17 protein-coding genes are annotated in these 16,471 nt (G+C 47.3%); 7 read left to right on the top strand and 10 right to left on the bottom strand.

The window, feature by feature from the left end:
• From dnaK to K6G33_RS07480, 5 genes are all read left to right on the top strand, one after another.
• Positions 1-1,767: molecular chaperone DnaK (gene dnaK, locus K6G33_RS07500; RefSeq protein ID WP_296777900.1), on the top strand; the 1,767-nt coding region annotated here is incomplete at its 5' end.
• Positions 1,768-1,853: 86 nt separating this feature from the next.
• Positions 1,854-2,042, top strand: coding sequence for a hypothetical protein (locus K6G33_RS07495; RefSeq protein WP_296777898.1), 189 nt, complete (start codon positions 1,854-1,856; stop codon positions 2,040-2,042).
• A 126-nt stretch (positions 2,043-2,168) separates the two neighbouring features.
• Positions 2,169-3,317, top strand: a complete 1,149-nt coding sequence (gene dnaJ / locus K6G33_RS07490; protein ID WP_296777896.1) for a molecular chaperone DnaJ — start codon at positions 2,169-2,171, stop codon at positions 3,315-3,317.
• 69 nt (positions 3,318-3,386) lie between these two features.
• Positions 3,387-3,776 (top strand): DUF6483 family protein, encoded by a 390-nt coding sequence (locus K6G33_RS07485; protein WP_296777895.1) that lies wholly within the window; start codon positions 3,387-3,389, stop codon positions 3,774-3,776.
• Positions 3,777-3,827: 51 nt separating this feature from the next.
• Positions 3,828-4,262 carry a hypothetical protein gene (locus tag K6G33_RS07480; RefSeq protein WP_296777892.1) on the top strand — a complete coding sequence of 145 codons (435 nt, stop codon included), beginning with the start codon at positions 3,828-3,830 and terminating at the stop codon, positions 4,260-4,262.
• Between the two features lie 318 nt (positions 4,263-4,580).
• On the opposite strand, the gene K6G33_RS07475 is transcribed toward K6G33_RS07480, so the two are convergent.
• From K6G33_RS07475 to K6G33_RS07430, 10 genes are all read right to left on the bottom strand, one after another.
• A complete protein-coding gene (locus K6G33_RS07475) occupies positions 4,581-5,423 on the bottom strand; it encodes a DUF805 domain-containing protein (RefSeq protein WP_296777890.1) in 843 nt (280 codons plus the stop codon).
• A gap of 102 nt (positions 5,424-5,525) precedes the next feature.
• A complete protein-coding gene (locus K6G33_RS07470) occupies positions 5,526-6,155 on the bottom strand; it encodes a hypothetical protein (RefSeq protein ID WP_296777888.1) in 630 nt (209 codons plus the stop codon).
• Between the two features lie 139 nt (positions 6,156-6,294).
• The gene (locus K6G33_RS07465) at positions 6,295-6,528 is read right to left on the bottom strand and encodes a KH domain-containing protein (RefSeq protein WP_024861192.1); all 234 of its coding nucleotides are present in this window, start codon (positions 6,526-6,528) and stop codon (positions 6,295-6,297) included.
• Positions 6,529-6,602: 74 nt separating this feature from the next.
• On the bottom strand, positions 6,603-6,845 hold the full coding sequence (gene rpsP, locus K6G33_RS07460; protein WP_173449010.1) for a 30S ribosomal protein S16: 243 nt from the start codon (positions 6,843-6,845) through the stop codon (positions 6,603-6,605).
• Positions 6,846-6,914: 69 nt separating this feature from the next.
• Positions 6,915-8,297, bottom strand: a complete 1,383-nt coding sequence (gene ffh, locus K6G33_RS07455) for a signal recognition particle protein (protein WP_296777885.1) — start codon at positions 8,295-8,297, stop codon at positions 6,915-6,917.
• A 21-nt stretch (positions 8,298-8,318) separates the two neighbouring features.
• Complete coding sequence (gene ylxM, locus K6G33_RS07450; protein ID WP_296777883.1) at positions 8,319-8,654, bottom strand: YlxM family DNA-binding protein; 336 nt, start codon at positions 8,652-8,654, stop codon at positions 8,319-8,321.
• Between the two features lie 89 nt (positions 8,655-8,743).
• Positions 8,744-9,379 (bottom strand): hypothetical protein, encoded by a 636-nt coding sequence (locus tag K6G33_RS07445; RefSeq protein WP_296777882.1) that lies wholly within the window; start codon positions 9,377-9,379, stop codon positions 8,744-8,746.
• Positions 9,380-9,405: 26 nt separating this feature from the next.
• Entirely contained in the window at positions 9,406-10,266 is an 861-nt protein-coding gene (locus tag K6G33_RS07440; RefSeq protein ID WP_296777880.1) for a phosphatidylserine decarboxylase, read from the bottom strand.
• A gap of 27 nt (positions 10,267-10,293) precedes the next feature.
• A complete protein-coding gene (locus K6G33_RS07435) occupies positions 10,294-11,523 on the bottom strand; it encodes a 2-hydroxyacyl-CoA dehydratase (RefSeq protein ID WP_296777879.1) in 1,230 nt (409 codons plus the stop codon).
• Positions 11,524-11,617: 94 nt separating this feature from the next.
• The gene (locus K6G33_RS07430; protein WP_296777877.1) at positions 11,618-14,548 is read right to left on the bottom strand and encodes an acyl-CoA dehydratase activase; all 2,931 of its coding nucleotides are present in this window, start codon (positions 14,546-14,548) and stop codon (positions 11,618-11,620) included.
• Positions 14,549-14,886: 338 nt separating this feature from the next.
• Between K6G33_RS07430 and K6G33_RS07425 the strand changes: the two genes are divergently transcribed.
• Entirely contained in the window at positions 14,887-15,357 is a 471-nt protein-coding gene (locus K6G33_RS07425; protein WP_296777876.1) for a sigma-70 family RNA polymerase sigma factor, read from the top strand.
• Positions 15,358-15,561: 204 nt separating this feature from the next.
• Complete coding sequence (locus K6G33_RS07420) at positions 15,562-16,302, top strand: zf-HC2 domain-containing protein (protein ID WP_296777874.1); 741 nt, start codon at positions 15,562-15,564, stop codon at positions 16,300-16,302.
• The last annotated feature ends 169 nt before the right edge of the window (positions 16,303-16,471 follow it).

The raw sequence follows: 16,471 nt of genomic DNA, 5'->3' as shown, positions 1-16,471 counted from the left end.
ACTCCTTCAGTCGTTGCTTTCACAAACAACGGCGAGCGTCTCGTAGGTCAGGTGGCTAAGAGACAGGCTATCACAAACCACGACAGAACAGTTTCTTCTATCAAGAGACATATGGGTTCTGATTATAAAGTTGCTATCGACGGCAAGAACTATACTCCTCAGGAGATCTCAGCTATGATCCTCCAGAAGCTCAAGGCTGACGCTGAGGCTTACCTCGGCGAGACAGTTTCAGAGGCTGTTATCACAGTTCCTGCTTACTTCACAGACTCACAGAGACAGGCTACTAAGGACGCAGGTCAGATCGCAGGTCTTACCGTTAAGCGTATCATCAACGAGCCTACAGCAGCTGCTCTTTCATACGGTATCGACAAGGAAGAGGAGCAGACCGTAATGGTTTACGACCTCGGCGGCGGTACATTCGATGTTTCTATCATCGAAATGGGCGAAGATGTTCAGCAGGTTCTCGCTACAGCAGGTAACAACCGTCTCGGCGGTGACGACTTCGACCAGCGTATCATCAACTGGATCGTTGACGAGTTCAAAAAGACCGAGGGCATCGACCTTTCACAGGATAAGATGGCTGCTCAGAGACTCAAGGACGCTGCTGAAAAGTCAAAGATAGAGCTTTCATCTACAACTACTTCAAATATCAATATCCCGTTCATCACTGTTGATGCTTCAGGTACTCCTAAGCACCTCGACCTCACTCTTACACAGGCTAAGTTCAACGAGCTCACAGCTGACCTCGTAGAAGCTACAATGGGACCTGTAAGACAGGCTCTCAGCGACAGCGGCCTCAGCATCTCAGAGATCAACAAGGTGCTCATGGTCGGCGGTTCTTCAAGAATCCCTGCTGTTCAGGAAGCTGTTAAGAAGCTCATCGGCAAAGAGCCGTTCAAGGGCATCAACCCTGACGAGTGTGTTGCTCTCGGTGCTGCATATCAGGGCGGCGTTCTCGGCGGCGACGTTAAGAACGGTCTCCTTCTCCTCGATGTAACTCCGCTTTCACTCGGTATCGAGACAGCAGGCGGCGTTTGCACAAGAATGATCGAGAGAAATACAACTATCCCTACAAAGAAGTCACAGGTATTCTCAACTTACGCTGACAACCAGCCTGCTGTTGATATCAACGTACTTCAGGGTGAACGTGAATTCGCAAGAGATAACAAGCAGCTCGGTACTTTCCGTCTCGACGGTATCGCTCCCGCTCCAAGAGGAATCCCTCAGATCGAAGTAACTTTCGATATCGACCAGAACGGTATCGTTCACGTATCCGCTAAGGATCTCGGCACAGGCAAGGAGCAGAACATCACTATCACTTCTTCCACAAATATGTCCAAGGACGACATCGACAAGGCTGTTAAGGAAGCTGAGCAGTATGCTGCTGAGGACAAGAAGCGCCGTGAAGCTGTTGATACAAAGAACGAAGCTGAGAACCTCGTATTCCAGTGCGAGAAGGCTCTCACAGACTTCGGCGACAAGGTTTCTGCTGACGAGAAGTCAAATATCGAGTCCAAGTGTGCAGCTCTCAAGTCTGCTATCTCAGCTGATAATGCTGACGAGATAAAGACTCTCAAGGAAGATCTCCAGAAGGCATTCTATGACCTCTCTGCAAAGATCTACCAGCAGGCAGCTCCTAACGGTGCAGCAGGCGCACAGGGCATTGATCCTTCACAGTTCGCTAACATGGGCGGCGCTGCTGACGCAGGCGCTTCTCAGGGCGGAAACGACGACGGAGTAGTTGACGCAGACTTCACAGAGGTTTGATAAGCTTATAATAAAACACCATAAAAAGGGCGGAAAATCATTCCGCCCTATAGGTGTATAATGGAATAACTACATGGAGGGATCGTATGAAAACGAAAATTGCAAAATGCAAAAAATGTGGTAGGCAATTTAAATATAGCGAAACTGGAAATATCTGGCCTGGTGGAAAGGATAGAGAAGACGCTGATTGCCCTTATTGTGGTGAAACAGTTTTTTCAAGAATGACAAGCGGATTTATTAATGTATATAAATTAGAAGATGATGAAGAAGAATAAGAAGAAATAATCTTATATACTTCTACATCATAACAACTAAAAGTAATCTGCTTCAAACTGGACGGGCGGATATTATCGCCCCTACAACATTGTTATTGTTCATTCAATGACAGAATGGAGTTATCTATGGCTGAAAAAAGAGATTATTATGAAGTCCTCGGTATCCAGAAGGGTGCTTCCGAGGACGAGATAAAAAAAGCCTTCCGTAAAAAGGCAAGAGAAAACCACCCCGATCTTCACCCTGACGATCCTTCCTATGTTGAGAAGTTCCAGGAAATAAATGAAGCTAACGAAGTTCTCTCAGACCCTGAGAAACGTGCTCGATATGACCAGTTCGGTCACGCAGGCGTTGACCCCAGCTACGGCGGAGGCGGCGGCGGTATGGAAGGCTTCGGCGGTTTCGGCGATATGGACGATATCCTCGGAAGTATCTTCGGCGGCTTCGGTTTCGGAGGCGGCACAAAGCGCTCCAGCGCCAATGCTCCAAGACGTGGCTCTGATATCCAGGAAACAGTTTCTCTCAGCTTCATGGAGGCTTGCTCAGGCAAAAAGGTCGATCTTAAAGTCAACCGTATGTCCGTGTGCGAAAACTGTAAGGGCACAGGCGCAGAAGCAGGTTCAACTCCTGATATCTGTCCCGACTGTCAGGGCAGAGGTACTATCAAGGTAACTCAGCGTACTCCCTTCGGCGTTATTTCTTCTTCAAAACCTTGTCCTCACTGCGGAGGCAAAGGCAAGATCATCAAGAATCCATGTACAAAGTGCCGCGGTGTCGGCAGAGTCAGAGTGCAGAAAACCGTTACTGTTGATGTACCTGCCGGTATCGACGACGGTCAGACACTCCGCGTAGGCGGACAGGGCGACTGCGGTATCAACGGCGGCCCTAACGGAGATCTTCTCGTTGGCATCAACGTAAAGTCCCACCCTATATTCAGACGCGAGGGCTACGATATCTACTGCGACATCCCTGTTACTTATATGGAAGCCGTTCTCGGTGCTGAAATAACCGTTCCTACTATCGACGGCGACGTAAAGTACAACATAAGCGAGGGCACTCAGACAGGTACTGTATTCCGCCTCAAGGGCAAGGGTGTTACTCGTATCCACCGCACAGACCGCGGAAACCAGTACGTAAAGATATACGTTGAAGTCCCCAAGAACCTCACCAAAAAGCAGAAAGATCTGCTAAAGGAGTTTGAGGCTTCGCTTACAGATAAAAACTATGCTAAGCGTCAGAGCTTCTTTGAAAAGCTCCGCTCAAAGCTTGATCTATGATAATTATTCCCGAACTGTTGCTGATAGCGGCAGTTCGGTACGTTTTTTATAGGAAATCGGAGAAATGCTATGTTTGAACAGGACTACATCATGCGTCAGATAAAAGAAATGACCGCTGTTATCGCAAAGGTCGTATTCGGGGCAAAAACAGACCAGTCCTTCTATATGCTACAGGAAGTTGAAAGACAGAAAGCCTTTGCTCTTATCGAGAAAATGCGAAACGGAGAAGTCAAGGAGGCTGTTGATGATGTGAACAGCCTTGCCGACAATAATACAAAGGAAAATCTTCTCATTGGACTTGAATTCTATTCGCAGCTCAGCGATATGAGTGACGATTTCTTCATCGCGTCGGCTTACAGCTATGTCACGGCAAGAAAGGACTTCGAGCGTTTTGCCGAGAAATTCGGTATGCAGCAAATGACAAATCTCTACTTCGGCGACGGAAATGACGACGACTAAGTATAAACACCTCCCTGCGCGGACATAATAACCGCAAAGGGAGGTGTTTTTATGGTAGAACAAGACACGATCAAGCTCCTCAGGGAGTGCGATGCAGGTGTAAAAATGGGTATCTCGTCAATAAACGACGTTCTCGATTACGTCAGCGGAAGCCGTCTGAAAAATATCCTGAAAAGCAGCTCAGCCCAGCACGAAAGGCTGAAGACCGACCTTCAGGAGCTCCTCGGCGAGTACCGCGATGAAGGCAAAGAGCCTGCTGCAATGGCTAAGAGTATGTCATGGCTGAAAACCAATGTCAAACTCAAAATGGACGAGTCCGACAGCACCGTCGCCGACCTTATCACGGACGGCTGCAACATGGGCGTAAAGTCGCTCAGCCGCTACCTTAACAAGTATCAGGCTGCCGACGAGAAATCGAAAGACCTCGCAAAGCGCATCATCAGCGAGGAAGAGCGTCTGGGCGCTGATGTAAGACCATACCTGTAATAATAAAGGCTTCCGTAATAAGCGGAGTACTCATATAGAAACTTTACACGAAATTATCGGGGGAAACCTTTCTGAGGAAAGGTTCTCCCCCCCAGCCCCCCTTCCAAAGACTTTTAACACAAATTTTTCGCAGATAGGGCGCTCATGATAATAAAAAAGCCCTGCAAGTTATGCAGGGAGTGCCCTATCAGAGAAAAATTCAAGCTGGAAGTTTTAGGAAAGGAGTTTGAGGAAGAACCCTTTTTCAAAAGGGTTTTCCTCAATATCTCACGTAAAAACTTCTGTATAAGTACCTTGCTTATACGGAAGCCTTTATATTTATCTTTTCATCATAACAGGTCTTGCAGGGTCGCCCCATTTATTTGGAGGAGCGCTCGGTCTGCAAAAGAATATGAACAGCATAATTCTGAACGTCAGTGAAAAAAATACTAATATACACAAAAAACTGCTTGCAAAGCGAAGGGAGTTCATACTATCTACGATAACATCAAACATAATAAGAATATTAAAGATCACAAACACATACGCGAACACCGCCGACAGTATCCACCAGCCAGATTTGCCGATATCATGAAGCCTTCTTACACTCATCGAAAGAGTAGGGACAAAGAATATACACATATAAACGAGCTCAATCGTTCCCGTTACATAATCTCTTTTAATATCCATGCCAAATGTTAAAAGGTTTATGACAAAGCTTAATGTAAAAATCAAAATGAATTTGAACAAAAAAGCAAACCAGTATTCGCTTCTGGTAGACCTGCCCTTGAAGTTTGCATAATTCTTGAAAAAGAGCACAGTTGCTTCTCCGAAGCCTACATATTTAGGACTTCCGTCCGTCATGTTGTATTTTGGCTGCATATATGGGTCATATCCGAACGGAGGAGCTCCATAACCGTATGGCGATCTGTAGCCGTTTGGCTGACCGTAGCCGTTGGGCTGACCGTAACCGTTTGGCTGACCGTAACCGTTTGGCTGTCCGTAACCGTTTGGCTGTCCGTAACCGTTTGGCTGACCGTAACCGTTTGGCTGCTGATTTGAGGCCCTCTTAGCATCTTTTATGTCGTCGATAACCTCCGATTTTTGTCCCAGTTCTGCGCCGCAGTTTTCGCAGTATCTATTGCTGTAATCATTTTCATAATTGCAATATTTGCATTTCATGGTAAGACCCCCCTTACATATCAATAGCTTTATTGTAGCAAAAAGCAGTTTTTTTGTCAATATATAATCATATAAAACAAATGATCTCCAACTATTTGCAAATTATAATTTACAACGAGATGTTTTAAAGAAAAACCGATCTTTCAAAACTTTTCTGAGCGGTGCCGGCAATTTCTTTGACATACTCACAGCATTTATTGCGATATCTTTTATTTTGAATTGAGTAGTTCTTGATACAGCCTTTTTTGATTCCACCTCGGATTTTGAGGAGTTTATCAGCTGCTCCATGAACATATTGTATGATTCAATATACTCATCACGCAGCCCTTTACTTATATTTATTGCCACATAATTCTGAAAATTCAGTATCTCCCTTCCTTCCGGATTACTCTGCAATACTATTATCTCATTTTCGCCGCTATATTGCCATTTGATTCGGCGCGAGAGCTTATTCTTGAAGTCGATGAACTCAACATCGCTGTAATACCACTCTGTATTTTCCACGGTACATTCCACCTTTTCGGCTTCTCTCAGCATATCCTTGTTATCGCTGTAACCTATGGCATATATAGAGCAGTACCTCCACGAATTATGATGCAGATAATTGAACTCAAGGATTATATCATCAGCATCGGGAGTACTTGGTTTTACGAACATCAGTACAACTATATGTTTCTCATTCAACTCTTTCTCTCTTTTTTCGATCTGTTCATAGGTATTTACTGCAAACATTCCGCTTCCCCTTTTCACATAAAATTTCAAAAGAAATAAAGCATGATAATATTATAATAACAAATAAACGTTTTGTCAATATGATCCTAAAAGATGATATATACAAAAAAGCTCCCACTTTCGGGAGCTTCTAATATACTTATTCGATCGTAACAGAAACCTTCTGATCCTTCTTAGCTGCGCCTGCGCGCATGATAGTACGGAGAGCCTTTGCGATCCTGCCCTGTTTACCGATAACTCTTCCCATATCATCAGGAGCTACGTTAAGGTGGAATACGATAACGCCCTCTTCATCGGGAGCATCTTCGGTAATATTGATAGCGGATTTATCTTCTACGAGGCCTGCTGCGATAGCATAAAGTAAATCTTTCATAGTATAAAACCTCCGTTAAAGCTTTCGGACAGAGGCAGAGACGCATAGCCTCTCCTCTTCCATTAAGCTTCTAATCAAAGAACTCCCTCTTTCTTGAGGAGATCCTTTACAGTATCAGTAGGCTGAGCACCGTTAGCGATCCATGTCTTAGCCTTCTCAGCGTCGATATTAACAACTGATGGCTCCTTAGTAGGATCATAGTAACCGATCTCCTCGATGAAACGACCGTCTCTTGGATATCTTGAATCAGCAACTACTACACGATAGAAAGGAGCCTTCTTAGCGCCCATTCTTCTGAGTCTGATCTTTACTGCCATTATATTCACCTCCGTATGGGAAATAGTTATATTCAAGCGGCGGGAGACCGCATTGAAAGCTTTTTATTGTCAGAACGGCATATTTCCGCCGCCCTTGCCCGTGTACTTGTCGAAGTTCATACCTGCAAGGTTCTTTCTTGCCTTACGCAGAGACATTTTTCCGTTTTTGCCTGTGAACTGCTTCATAACGGACTGCATCTGCTCGAACTGTTTGAGAAGGCGGTTAACGTCCTCTACCTTAGTACCTGAGCCCTTTGCGATACGTTTTTTGCGTGAAGGATTGATGATAGACGGCTTAGCTCGCTCAGCCTTGGTCATAGAGGTTATCATAGCCTCGACCCTTCCGAGCTGGCTCTCGTCGATATCAGCGTCCTTGATCTTGTCGCCCACACCGGGGAGCATACCGAGTATAGACTTCATAGAGCCCATACGCTTGATCTGCTTCATCTGGTCGAGGAGATCGTCCATATCGAACTTGTTCTCCTTGAACTTCTTGGTGAGCTTTTCTGCTTCCTTCTGAGACATAACGTTCTCAGCCTTTTCGATAAGGGTGAGGACATCGCCCATACCGAGTATTCTTGAAGCCATTCTCTCAGGGTGGAACTGCTCGAAATCGTCGAGCTTTTCGCCCATACCAACGAACTTGATCGGCTTACCTGTAACAGAGAGTACGGACAGTGCCGCACCGCCTCTTGTATCGGAGTCGAGCTTCGACATGAGGACACCTGTGATGCCTACGGCATCATCGAATGCCTTTGCAACGTTTACAGCGTCCTGACCTGTCATAGCGTCAACAACGAGCATGATCTCGTTGGGGTTAGTCTCATTCTTGATATTGACGAGCTCGTCCATGAGAGCTTCATCTATATGAAGTCGGCCTGCGGTATCTATGATAAGGATATCGTGACCGTAGTCCTTTGCGTAGGAAAGAGCTTTTTTGGCGATGATAACAGGGTCTGTCTGTCCCATTTCAAACACCTTGACATCAGCCTTGCCGCCGACTACCTGTAACTGATTTATAGCCGCAGGACGGTATATATCGCAGGCAGCGAGAAGCGGACGGTGTCCCTCCTTTTTGAGGAGCTTTGCGAGCTTAGCGGCGTGGGTAGTTTTACCCGAACCCTGAAGTCCGCACATCATGATGACCGTCGGGGGCTTCGATGCCATATTTATACGGGCGTTGCTGTTGCCCATGAGTGAAACGAGCTCATCGTTTACTATCTTGATGACCTGCTGAGCGGGAGTAAGGCTTGCGAGCACTTCTTCTCCGACCGCTCTCTCGGTAACTCTTTTTACGAAATCTTTTACTACCTTGTAGCTTACGTCGGCTTCCAGCAGAGCCAGACGAACCTCACGCATAGCCTCTTTTACATCAGACTCTGTGAGTTTACCTCTTGATTTGAGCTTTTTAAAGACGTTATTAAGTTTCTCGGAAAGTCCCTCAAATGCCATGACGAGCCTCCTTTATACGAATTATAGCATCTCCGAGCCTTTTTCAGCTTCGGAGAGAATGATATTTCTGATATGTTCATCGGTGATATGTTCTGCGGCAGCCTCGATATTCCCGAAGCATTCGCGCATTTTGCCGAGCCTTTCGGCGAACCCCAGCTTTTCCTCATAATTGAGGAGTATCTCCTCTGTACGCTTGATGATACTGCGCACAGCCTGACGTGTTATATCTCTCGGCTGACCGATCTCAGCAAGGGACAGGTCCTCACAGTAATACAGCTCCATGATACTGCGCTGATGCTCGGTCAGGAGATCGCCGTAGCAGTCAAGAAGCATTACAAATTTAAGTTCCTTAGCCATTTCAGGAGCACCTCTCTGGGGTGTAATACAAAATCACTTTACACATTATACAACAATTTACCCCTTTTGTCAAGGGGTAAATGAAATTATTATTGCGAAGATGATGTAAGATCGGAATACGTGATATTTATGTAATCCACGACACCCGATTCATTGAAGTTTATAACGATAGTATGACCGCGGAATATGCCTTTTCCGTCAACGCCCTGATCCACGCCGTAGTGGTACGCATGGGTATACGGCTGCTGAACATCGTCAACGCTGTCAGGCGGACCCAGCATGAACTCCACATCGCCAATAGTTGAGACAAGGGGCGTGATATTGTATATACTGCAATCGCTGGTCTTAATGGAAAGACTGTAGATAACGCTTGCCTCTTCCTTGCCCTCGAAGCAGTTCTCCAGCGAGACCGTTCCCATTTCAGCGCCGTTGAAATAGATAGTAGCCAGACCGCTGCCGTCCTTCAGTCCGTAATCCTGACGGTTATAGAGCTTGTATTCCCAGCCCTTTCCCAAGTCGTACACCCTCAGCGGCAGGTCGAAATGCTGTCCTTTGAGGTAGATATTGCTTCGCACAGCATCAACGTCGAAAGTGCCGTCAGGTGCGGTATACGGTTCAAGGGTAGGAGCTACATCAAACGGTATATTCGGTGCATTTTTATCTTCAAGGCAGCCCGTCATCGTACACAGCAGCACGAGAGCTGTCAGTAATGGTAATTTCTTCATATTGTCACCTCTGTGAATATGTGGCATCAGTATTTTCTGCCTATCTTCTCGCCGTACTTCACGACAGTTTCGATACCCTCCGCGGAATTGCGGAGTATATCAGCGTCGGGAACGATGCTGTCCTTGCCGAAAAGCAGTACGACCGTCGAACCGCCGAACTCGAATTTCCCCTTTTCCTCGCCTCTTGCGAAGGAATACTCACCGTGATGATTGACGATGCGTCCCACCATCATAGCGCCCACCTCTACCTGTACCACATCGCCGAAATTGTCAGTATGCAGCACGGTATACTCACGGCTGTTGCGCTTGTAGATGTTGTATCTTGCAAGGGCTACGGGATTGACTGTATGGAGTTCACCTGCAATGAAGGTATTATCGGTCTTGCTGCCGCTGTCTATATAGCAGTAGCGGTGGTAGTCATCGACTTCCAGACGGAATATGCAGCAGTACCCTCCGCAGTACCTCTTTGCGAGGAACTCGTTCTGCAATAGGTCGCTCACTCTGTAACGTGAGCCCTTGATACGGAATATGCTGTTCCTGCTTATCTTATATACCGTAAGCTTTGAATCGCACGGACTGATGAGATGCTCGGGAGTATGATCCACGGGTCGCTTCCCGGGTTTTACGATGCGGGTGAAGAAGTCGTTATACGAACGGAAACCGCACATGATATACTGTGAAGTATCAATGCCGCTGCGCTTTATGAAAGGCTTTATGAGCAGTTTTGACGGACGGGAATCCATAAATTTTCCTGCTGCCCTCGATAACCCGGGAGCAGTCAGAGTTTTCAGCAGAACTCTGCCGAGAACGCTCCCGTACATTTTTTCCAGAAGTTTATTCTGCTTTTCGTTGGTAACGATGACCTCGCCTGTTCTTGTTTTTATCATGGTCAAGCTCCTTGAAGAAGGCGGTGCTCAGAGCCTTGCGTTGGCAAGCATGAGCTTTATACGGTTCTCCTGATTTACACGGGTCGCACCCGGATCGTAGTCGATAGCCACGATATTTGCATTGGGGTTATCCTGCTTGATAGCGCGTGACATACCCTTTGCGACGATATGGTTCGGCAGACAGCCGAAGGGCTGAGTGCATATGATATTCTCAACGCCTGACTTTGCAAGTGCAGCCATTTCCGCAGGAATGAGCCAGCCCTCGCCCATGACCACACCCTGATTGATATACTGGTCGGCAAGCTTTCTCAGGTGCTCGAAGTCGTGGAGCGGCTCGAAGCTGCCCTGCTCCTTCATGATATTGATGAGCTCCTTCTGCTTTGCGTATATGAGCTTATAGCCTATCTTATTGAATATAGACTGCTTTGTTACATGGTCGTACAGTTTCGCGTCGTTGAACGTACCTGCTGCGCAGTACATAACGAACTCCAGCAGTGACGGCACGACAGGCTCGCAGCCCTCCGAGATAAGGAAATCTTCGAGGTGGTTGTTTGCCAGAGGCGAATACTTTACGTATATCTCGCCGACAATGCCCACTCTTATCTTCTTCTCGCTGCTGAGGGGTATGGACGCGAAATCGTTCAGGATATCCGTGTACACCTTCTTGGTCTTGAGGTACATCTTGCTCTGCTTGCGGAAGATATTGCACAGTCTTCTGTGCCATTTATCCAGCATAGCCTTGGATTCGCCCTTGTTTATCTCGTAGGCTCTGCACTTGTTATAGCAAGCCATGAGAAGGTCGCCGTAGAGTACCGCATACATCATTTGCAGGAACATAGGCGCAGTTACCCTGAAAGCGCTGTCCTTTTCAAGACCGCTGAAATTGAGCGATACCACAGGCACCTGCGGATAGTTCTTCGCAACAGCCTTTCTCAGCAGATGTATGTAATTGGAAGCACGGCAGCCGCCGCCTGTCTGAGTTATCATGAGAGCGGTCTTGTCGGGGTCGTACTTTCCGCTTTTCAGCGCGTCCATGAACTGACCTATTACCAGCAGTGCAGGATAGCAGGCATCGTTGTGGACGTTCTTCAGACCCTCGTCAACGACTGCGCGTGAGTCGTTGGTCAGAAGCTCCACCTTATAGCCCTTGGATCTGAAGATCGCAAGGAGCATCTTGAAGTGGATAGGCAGCATATCGGGCACGAGGATAGTATGGGTCTTTATCATATCCTCGGTAAATTTTGCATATTCGGGCATTTTTATCCCTCCGTTTTGTAAGGAACGCCGCCCACGGCGTTCCTGATGCGTGATTTATATGACAGGACGATGCAGGCACCGCCCTCTGAAGGCATTATTTCTGTTCCATAGCAGCAACAAGGCTTCTCAGTCTTATCCTTGCCGCGCCAAGATTGTTTATCTCGTCTATTTTCAGCTGTGTGTAGAGCTTTCCGCGGCTTTCGAGGATATGTCTCACCTCATCGCCTGTAACCGCGTCGATACCGCAGCCGAAGGATACCAGCTGTATGAGCTGCATATCGGGCTGAGTAGTAACGTACTTAGCTGCACGGTAAAGACGTGAATGGTATGTCCACTGATTGAGAACGCCGAGGTCGGGCGTATTTGCCAGACTTGCAACGCTGTCCTCGGTTATGACTGCCATGCCGAGGCTTGAAACGAGCTTGTGGATACCGTGGTTGATCTCCTTGTCGATATGATAAGGACGACCTGCCAGAACGATTATCTTTCTGCCCTCATCTCTTGCCTGCCTGATTATCTCCATAGCCTTGCGCCTTACGCTGTTATGGTAAGTTTCAAGGGCTTCGTAAGCCTTGTCGACAGCCTCGGGGATCTTGCCCTTGACGTTGTACTTTTTCAGCACCTGACTCATTACTCTTATGACGTTCTTCTTGATATTCAGGTCAAGATACGGGTGAACGAAGTTATCGCTGTCAAGGCGCGGATTGTTCGCAAGGAGAAGCTCGGGATAATATGCAACAACAGGGCAGTTGAAGTGGTTATCGCTGTTGCCCTCATCGAGGTTGTAGCTCATGCAGGGATAGAATATGAAGTCAACTCCCTTGTCGAGGAGGTTCTCGATATGACCGTGAGTGAGCTTTGCGGGATAGCACACCGTATCCGAAGGGATGGTGTGCTGACCGAGGTAATACATATCACGGGAGCTCTCATCGGAAATAACTGTCCTGAATCCGAGAGTTGTGAAAAGCATATGCCAGAACGGGAGCTGCTCGTAGAATCCCAGAGCGAGGGGCAGTCCCACAACTCCGCGGTAGCGCTTAGGCTGGTGGGTCTTGACGGTATTGAGGATACTGTCGTACTTGAACTCGTAGAGGTTCGGCACAGTGTTCCTGTTGGTGATCCCGCCGCCCTTTTCGCAGCGATTGCCCGAAATGAAGCGTCTTCCCTGACCGAAGCTGATGACGTTGAGCTGACAGTGTGCAGTACAGCCGCCGCAGTTCACAGAGCGTGATGTGTATGTAAAGTTTTCGAGCTCCTCAGCCGAGATAAGCTTTGAAGGCTCGCCGTTTGCGCGTTCCTTGGCGTAGAGAGCGCAGCCGAAAGCACCCATAAGTCCCGATATAGCAGGACGTATAACGTTTCTGCCCAGTTCCTTTTCAAATGAGCGGAGCACCGCGTCATTGAGGAAGGTACCGCCCTGAACGACGATGTTCTTGCCCAGATCGTCGGGAGAATTCGCGCGTATTACCTTGTATATTGCGTTCTTGATGATGGACGAGGAAAGACCTGCGGAAATATCCTCAACGGTCGCGCCGTCCTTCTGCGCCTGTTTTACGGAGCTGTTCATGAATACGGTACAGCGTGAACCCAGATCAACAGGGTGCTCAGCAAAGAGACCCAGCTGCGAGAACTCGGAAATATCGTATCCCAGCGCCATTGCGAATGTCTGTATGAAAGAGCCGCAGCCCGAGGAACAAGCCTCGTTGAGCATGATGCTGTCGATGCTCTTGTTCTTTATCTTGAAGCACTTGATGTCCTGTCCGCCGATGTCGATGATGAAGTCAACATCGGGGCAGAAATAAGCAGCTGCCTTGAAGTGCGCCACAGTCTCAACGATACCGTGGTCTATGGAAAGACCTGCCTTTATGAGGTCTTCGCCGTATCCCGTTACAGCCGAGCCCTTTATGGTTATATCGGGATTCATAGCTGCGTAGATACGCTTCACCTGATCGGCTATCTTGTCGAGAGGCTGACCCTGATTGGACGAATAGTGATTGTACAGCATACGTCCGTCCTCAGTGATAAGCACCAGCTTCGTAGTGGTCGAGCCTGCGTCGATACCGAGGTAAGCATCTCCCTTATATGTATGTATATCGGCATAGCCGAGGTCGAACTTCTTGTGGCGGTCGATGAACTCGTCATACTCAGCGTGTGAGCGGAAGAGGGGTTCACCTGTGATTATAGCGTCCGAAGCCTTGGCAGTACGTATTTTCTCTATGATATCCTCTATCTTGAATGCACCCTCCGCAGTAGCTGCATATATAGCGCAGCCGTAAGCCACAAATACCGGAGCTTCAGGCGGAAACACCGCGTGTTCCTCATCAAGTCCCAGAGTCTTTACGAAAGCCTTTTTCAGGCCCTTCAGGAAGAACAGCGGACCGCCAAGAAAAAGTACTTTTCCCTCGATAGTACGACCCTGAGCAAGTCCCGAAACAGTCTGATCCACTACTGCCTGGAAGATGCTTGCAGCAACATCCTCACGCCTTGCGCCCTGATTGAGAAGGGGCTGGATATCGGATTTGGCAAATACGCCGCATCTTGAAGCAATGGGGTATATCTTCTGTGCATGGAGTGAAAGCTCGTCCAGTTCATCGGCAGTGATACCGAGAAGTGTAGCCATCTGGTCGATGAAAGCTCCTGTACCGCCTGCGCAGGTACCGTTCATACGCTGTTCAACACCGCCCGTAAGGAAGATTATCTTAGCGTCCTCGCCGCCGAGTTCTATAACTGCGTCAGCATCGGGCTGCTTCTGTTTAACAGCAAGAAAAGCCGCATGGACTTCCTGAACGAAGGGGATATTTGCAGAATTGGCAAGTCCCAGACCTGCCGAACCCGTTATGCAAACAGTAAATTCTTCGTCGGGGTAGTCCGCCTGAATGATTTTGAGCTGGTCCGTAACAGTCTCCTTGACCTTTGAAAGGTGACGCTGATACTTGGAATAAACGATATTTCCGTCAGCATCGGTGATAACTGTTTTTACGGTGGTCGAACCAACGTCTATACCGAGAGAAAATTTATTTGCCATTTTACACCTCTGATAGAAGTAATTATAAAGCTAAAACAGATATGCTCTGCCGCTATCTTTTAATTATAACATATAATTTCATAAATAGCAACACGCGAAGCAAATATTTTCGCCGTGTGCTTTATACATTATTATACCTGTAATAACACGCCGAAGATATTTTGTACGGCAAAAGATTTACAGCAGCCGCAAAAACATGGTATAATAACGTATATTCGATACTTTCTCAGTATATCACGAAAAAAATGTAATGTCAATTTGAAAAAATTGTTTTTTTGCTGTAACGAAACGCAAACTCATGCAACTAATAAGTGAACGTTCGGAAAGGAGGCGGTGGAGTGTCATCGGATATGGAAGAATATTATAAGAAAAACGGCAGGAAAGTTTTCCTGTACCTTATGACGCTCTGCGGCGATCCCAACACGGCAGAGGAGCTCACTCAGGAGACTTTCTACCGTGCTCTGCGCTCAGTGAATAAATATAAGGGAGAAAGCTCGGTGTACACATGGCTGTGCAGTATCGCGCGGAATGCATGGCTGGAGGAGCTCCGCAAGCGCAGAAAGTATACAGGCGAGGAGATAAGCGAGCTTATGGAGGACACATCTCCCCGTCCCGACGAAGAAGCCGAAAGTGCCGACGGACGGCTGCGGCTGCTGAAGAAAATACACTCCCTGCCCGAAACGGAAAAGGAGCTGATCCTGCTCCGTGCATCTCAGGAGCTGAGCTTCCGCGAGATAGGCGAGATATTCGGCAAGACCGAGAATTGGGCGCGTGTGACCTATTACCGCGCAAAACAAAAGCTACAGTAGGGAATGCCGCCCTCGGCGTTCCGTGCCTTACGAAACAAATGAAAATGACCAATGTAGGGGCTGATGCCCACATCAGCCCGCCCAAAATACAAAATAGCCACGGGGCGATGTGGGTGACTCCCTACAGTGTAGGGAGATGTCCGCAGGACAGAGGGTACGGGTGCCTGTTGGGCATCGCCCCCTACAACAAATGGAGGCGATCATATGAAATGCAACATCATAAGAGACCTTTTGCCGCTGTACTGCGACAAACTCACATCTCAGGACAGCAACGAGGAAATAGAAAAACACCTCAGCGAATGTGCTGACTGCAAGGCTGTCTATGAGAGCATGAAACAAAAGGAAGATGATATAAAAATCCCCGACAAGGACGTAAAACCGCTGAAAAAGATAAAAAAGCGCACAAAACTCAAAGTTATCGGAGCTGTTTTCGGGACAATAGCTGTTCTGGCAGCAGTTTTTGTGTTCGTTTTTGTGGGAGTTATCCCCATAAGCTCGGATAAGCTGCACTATACCGTAGAAGCAAAGGAATTCAAATCATACATTGTAAAAAACGATGCTCCTAACGAAGCCGGCGGCTATGAATGTGAATACCGCTCTGAATTTAACGATAATTTCTACCCTATCCCCGACGGTGTTGATGTTAAAACAGAAAAAATGATAAATTTCGAGTTTTACGGCGATTGCAGCTGCATAAACGAGCGCGGCGATTCAAAATATGAATATATCGTCACCGACGAGGGCATAAACGACATAATAGGTCATTATCATATCTGGATATATCCCGTTATGAAGCTTCCCTTTGACGAACGCGGAAAATACCCGAATCAGTACTCATGGGGCGCAAACGACGTAAAGGAAGGCTCTACACTTACTATCCATTACCGCGATAAGACCGAGACTTTTGACCTCTGGGAGCTCTATCAGGAAAATGTCGAAAAATAATCTCATTCGGACGGCAATTGCCGTCCGATTTTTGTTGGTTTGTCAATGATGCGAGACAAATTAAATCAAAAAACTTGACCGTATTCGAGGAAAGCTTTGATGTAATCAGAAGGAGATTTCCAGTTAAGCGGACGCATAGGGAAATTATTGTATTTTCTGCTGTGAACAG

The sequence above is a fragment of the Ruminococcus sp. genome (genome assembly GCF_024691275.1).
In the GTDB taxonomy this organism is placed as follows: Bacteria; Bacillota; Clostridia; order Oscillospirales; family Ruminococcaceae; genus Ruminococcus.
Note: the sequence above shows the minus strand (reverse complement) of the source record. Positions and strands in the feature narration are given on the sequence as shown.

Coding starts and splice junctions, on each gene's coding strand:
- K6G33_RS07495 (WP_296777898.1), top strand. CDS start 1,854: ATGAAAACGAAAATTGCAAAATGCAAAAAATGTGGTAGGCAATTTAAA.
- dnaJ (WP_296777896.1), top strand. CDS start 2,169: ATGGCTGAAAAAAGAGATTATTATGAAGTCCTCGGTATCCAGAAGGGT.
- K6G33_RS07485 (WP_296777895.1), top strand. CDS start 3,387: ATGTTTGAACAGGACTACATCATGCGTCAGATAAAAGAAATGACCGCT.
- K6G33_RS07480 (WP_296777892.1), top strand. CDS start 3,828: ATGGTAGAACAAGACACGATCAAGCTCCTCAGGGAGTGCGATGCAGGT.
- K6G33_RS07475 (WP_296777890.1), bottom strand. CDS start 5,423: ATGAAATGCAAATATTGCAATTATGAAAATGATTACAGCAATAGATAC.
- K6G33_RS07470 (WP_296777888.1), bottom strand. CDS start 6,155: ATGTTTGCAGTAAATACCTATGAACAGATCGAAAAAAGAGAGAAAGAG.
- K6G33_RS07465 (WP_024861192.1), bottom strand. CDS start 6,528: ATGAAAGATTTACTTTATGCTATCGCAGCAGGCCTCGTAGAAGATAAA.
- rpsP (WP_173449010.1), bottom strand. CDS start 6,845: ATGGCAGTAAAGATCAGACTCAGAAGAATGGGCGCTAAGAAGGCTCCT.
- ffh (WP_296777885.1), bottom strand. CDS start 8,297: ATGGCATTTGAGGGACTTTCCGAGAAACTTAATAACGTCTTTAAAAAG.
- ylxM (WP_296777883.1), bottom strand. CDS start 8,654: ATGGCTAAGGAACTTAAATTTGTAATGCTTCTTGACTGCTACGGCGAT.
- K6G33_RS07445 (WP_296777882.1), bottom strand. CDS start 9,379: ATGAAGAAATTACCATTACTGACAGCTCTCGTGCTGCTGTGTACGATG.
- K6G33_RS07440 (WP_296777880.1), bottom strand. CDS start 10,266: ATGATAAAAACAAGAACAGGCGAGGTCATCGTTACCAACGAAAAGCAG.
- K6G33_RS07435 (WP_296777879.1), bottom strand. CDS start 11,523: ATGCCCGAATATGCAAAATTTACCGAGGATATGATAAAGACCCATACT.
- K6G33_RS07430 (WP_296777877.1), bottom strand. CDS start 14,548: ATGGCAAATAAATTTTCTCTCGGTATAGACGTTGGTTCGACCACCGTA.
- K6G33_RS07420 (WP_296777874.1), top strand. CDS start 15,562: ATGAAATGCAACATCATAAGAGACCTTTTGCCGCTGTACTGCGACAAA.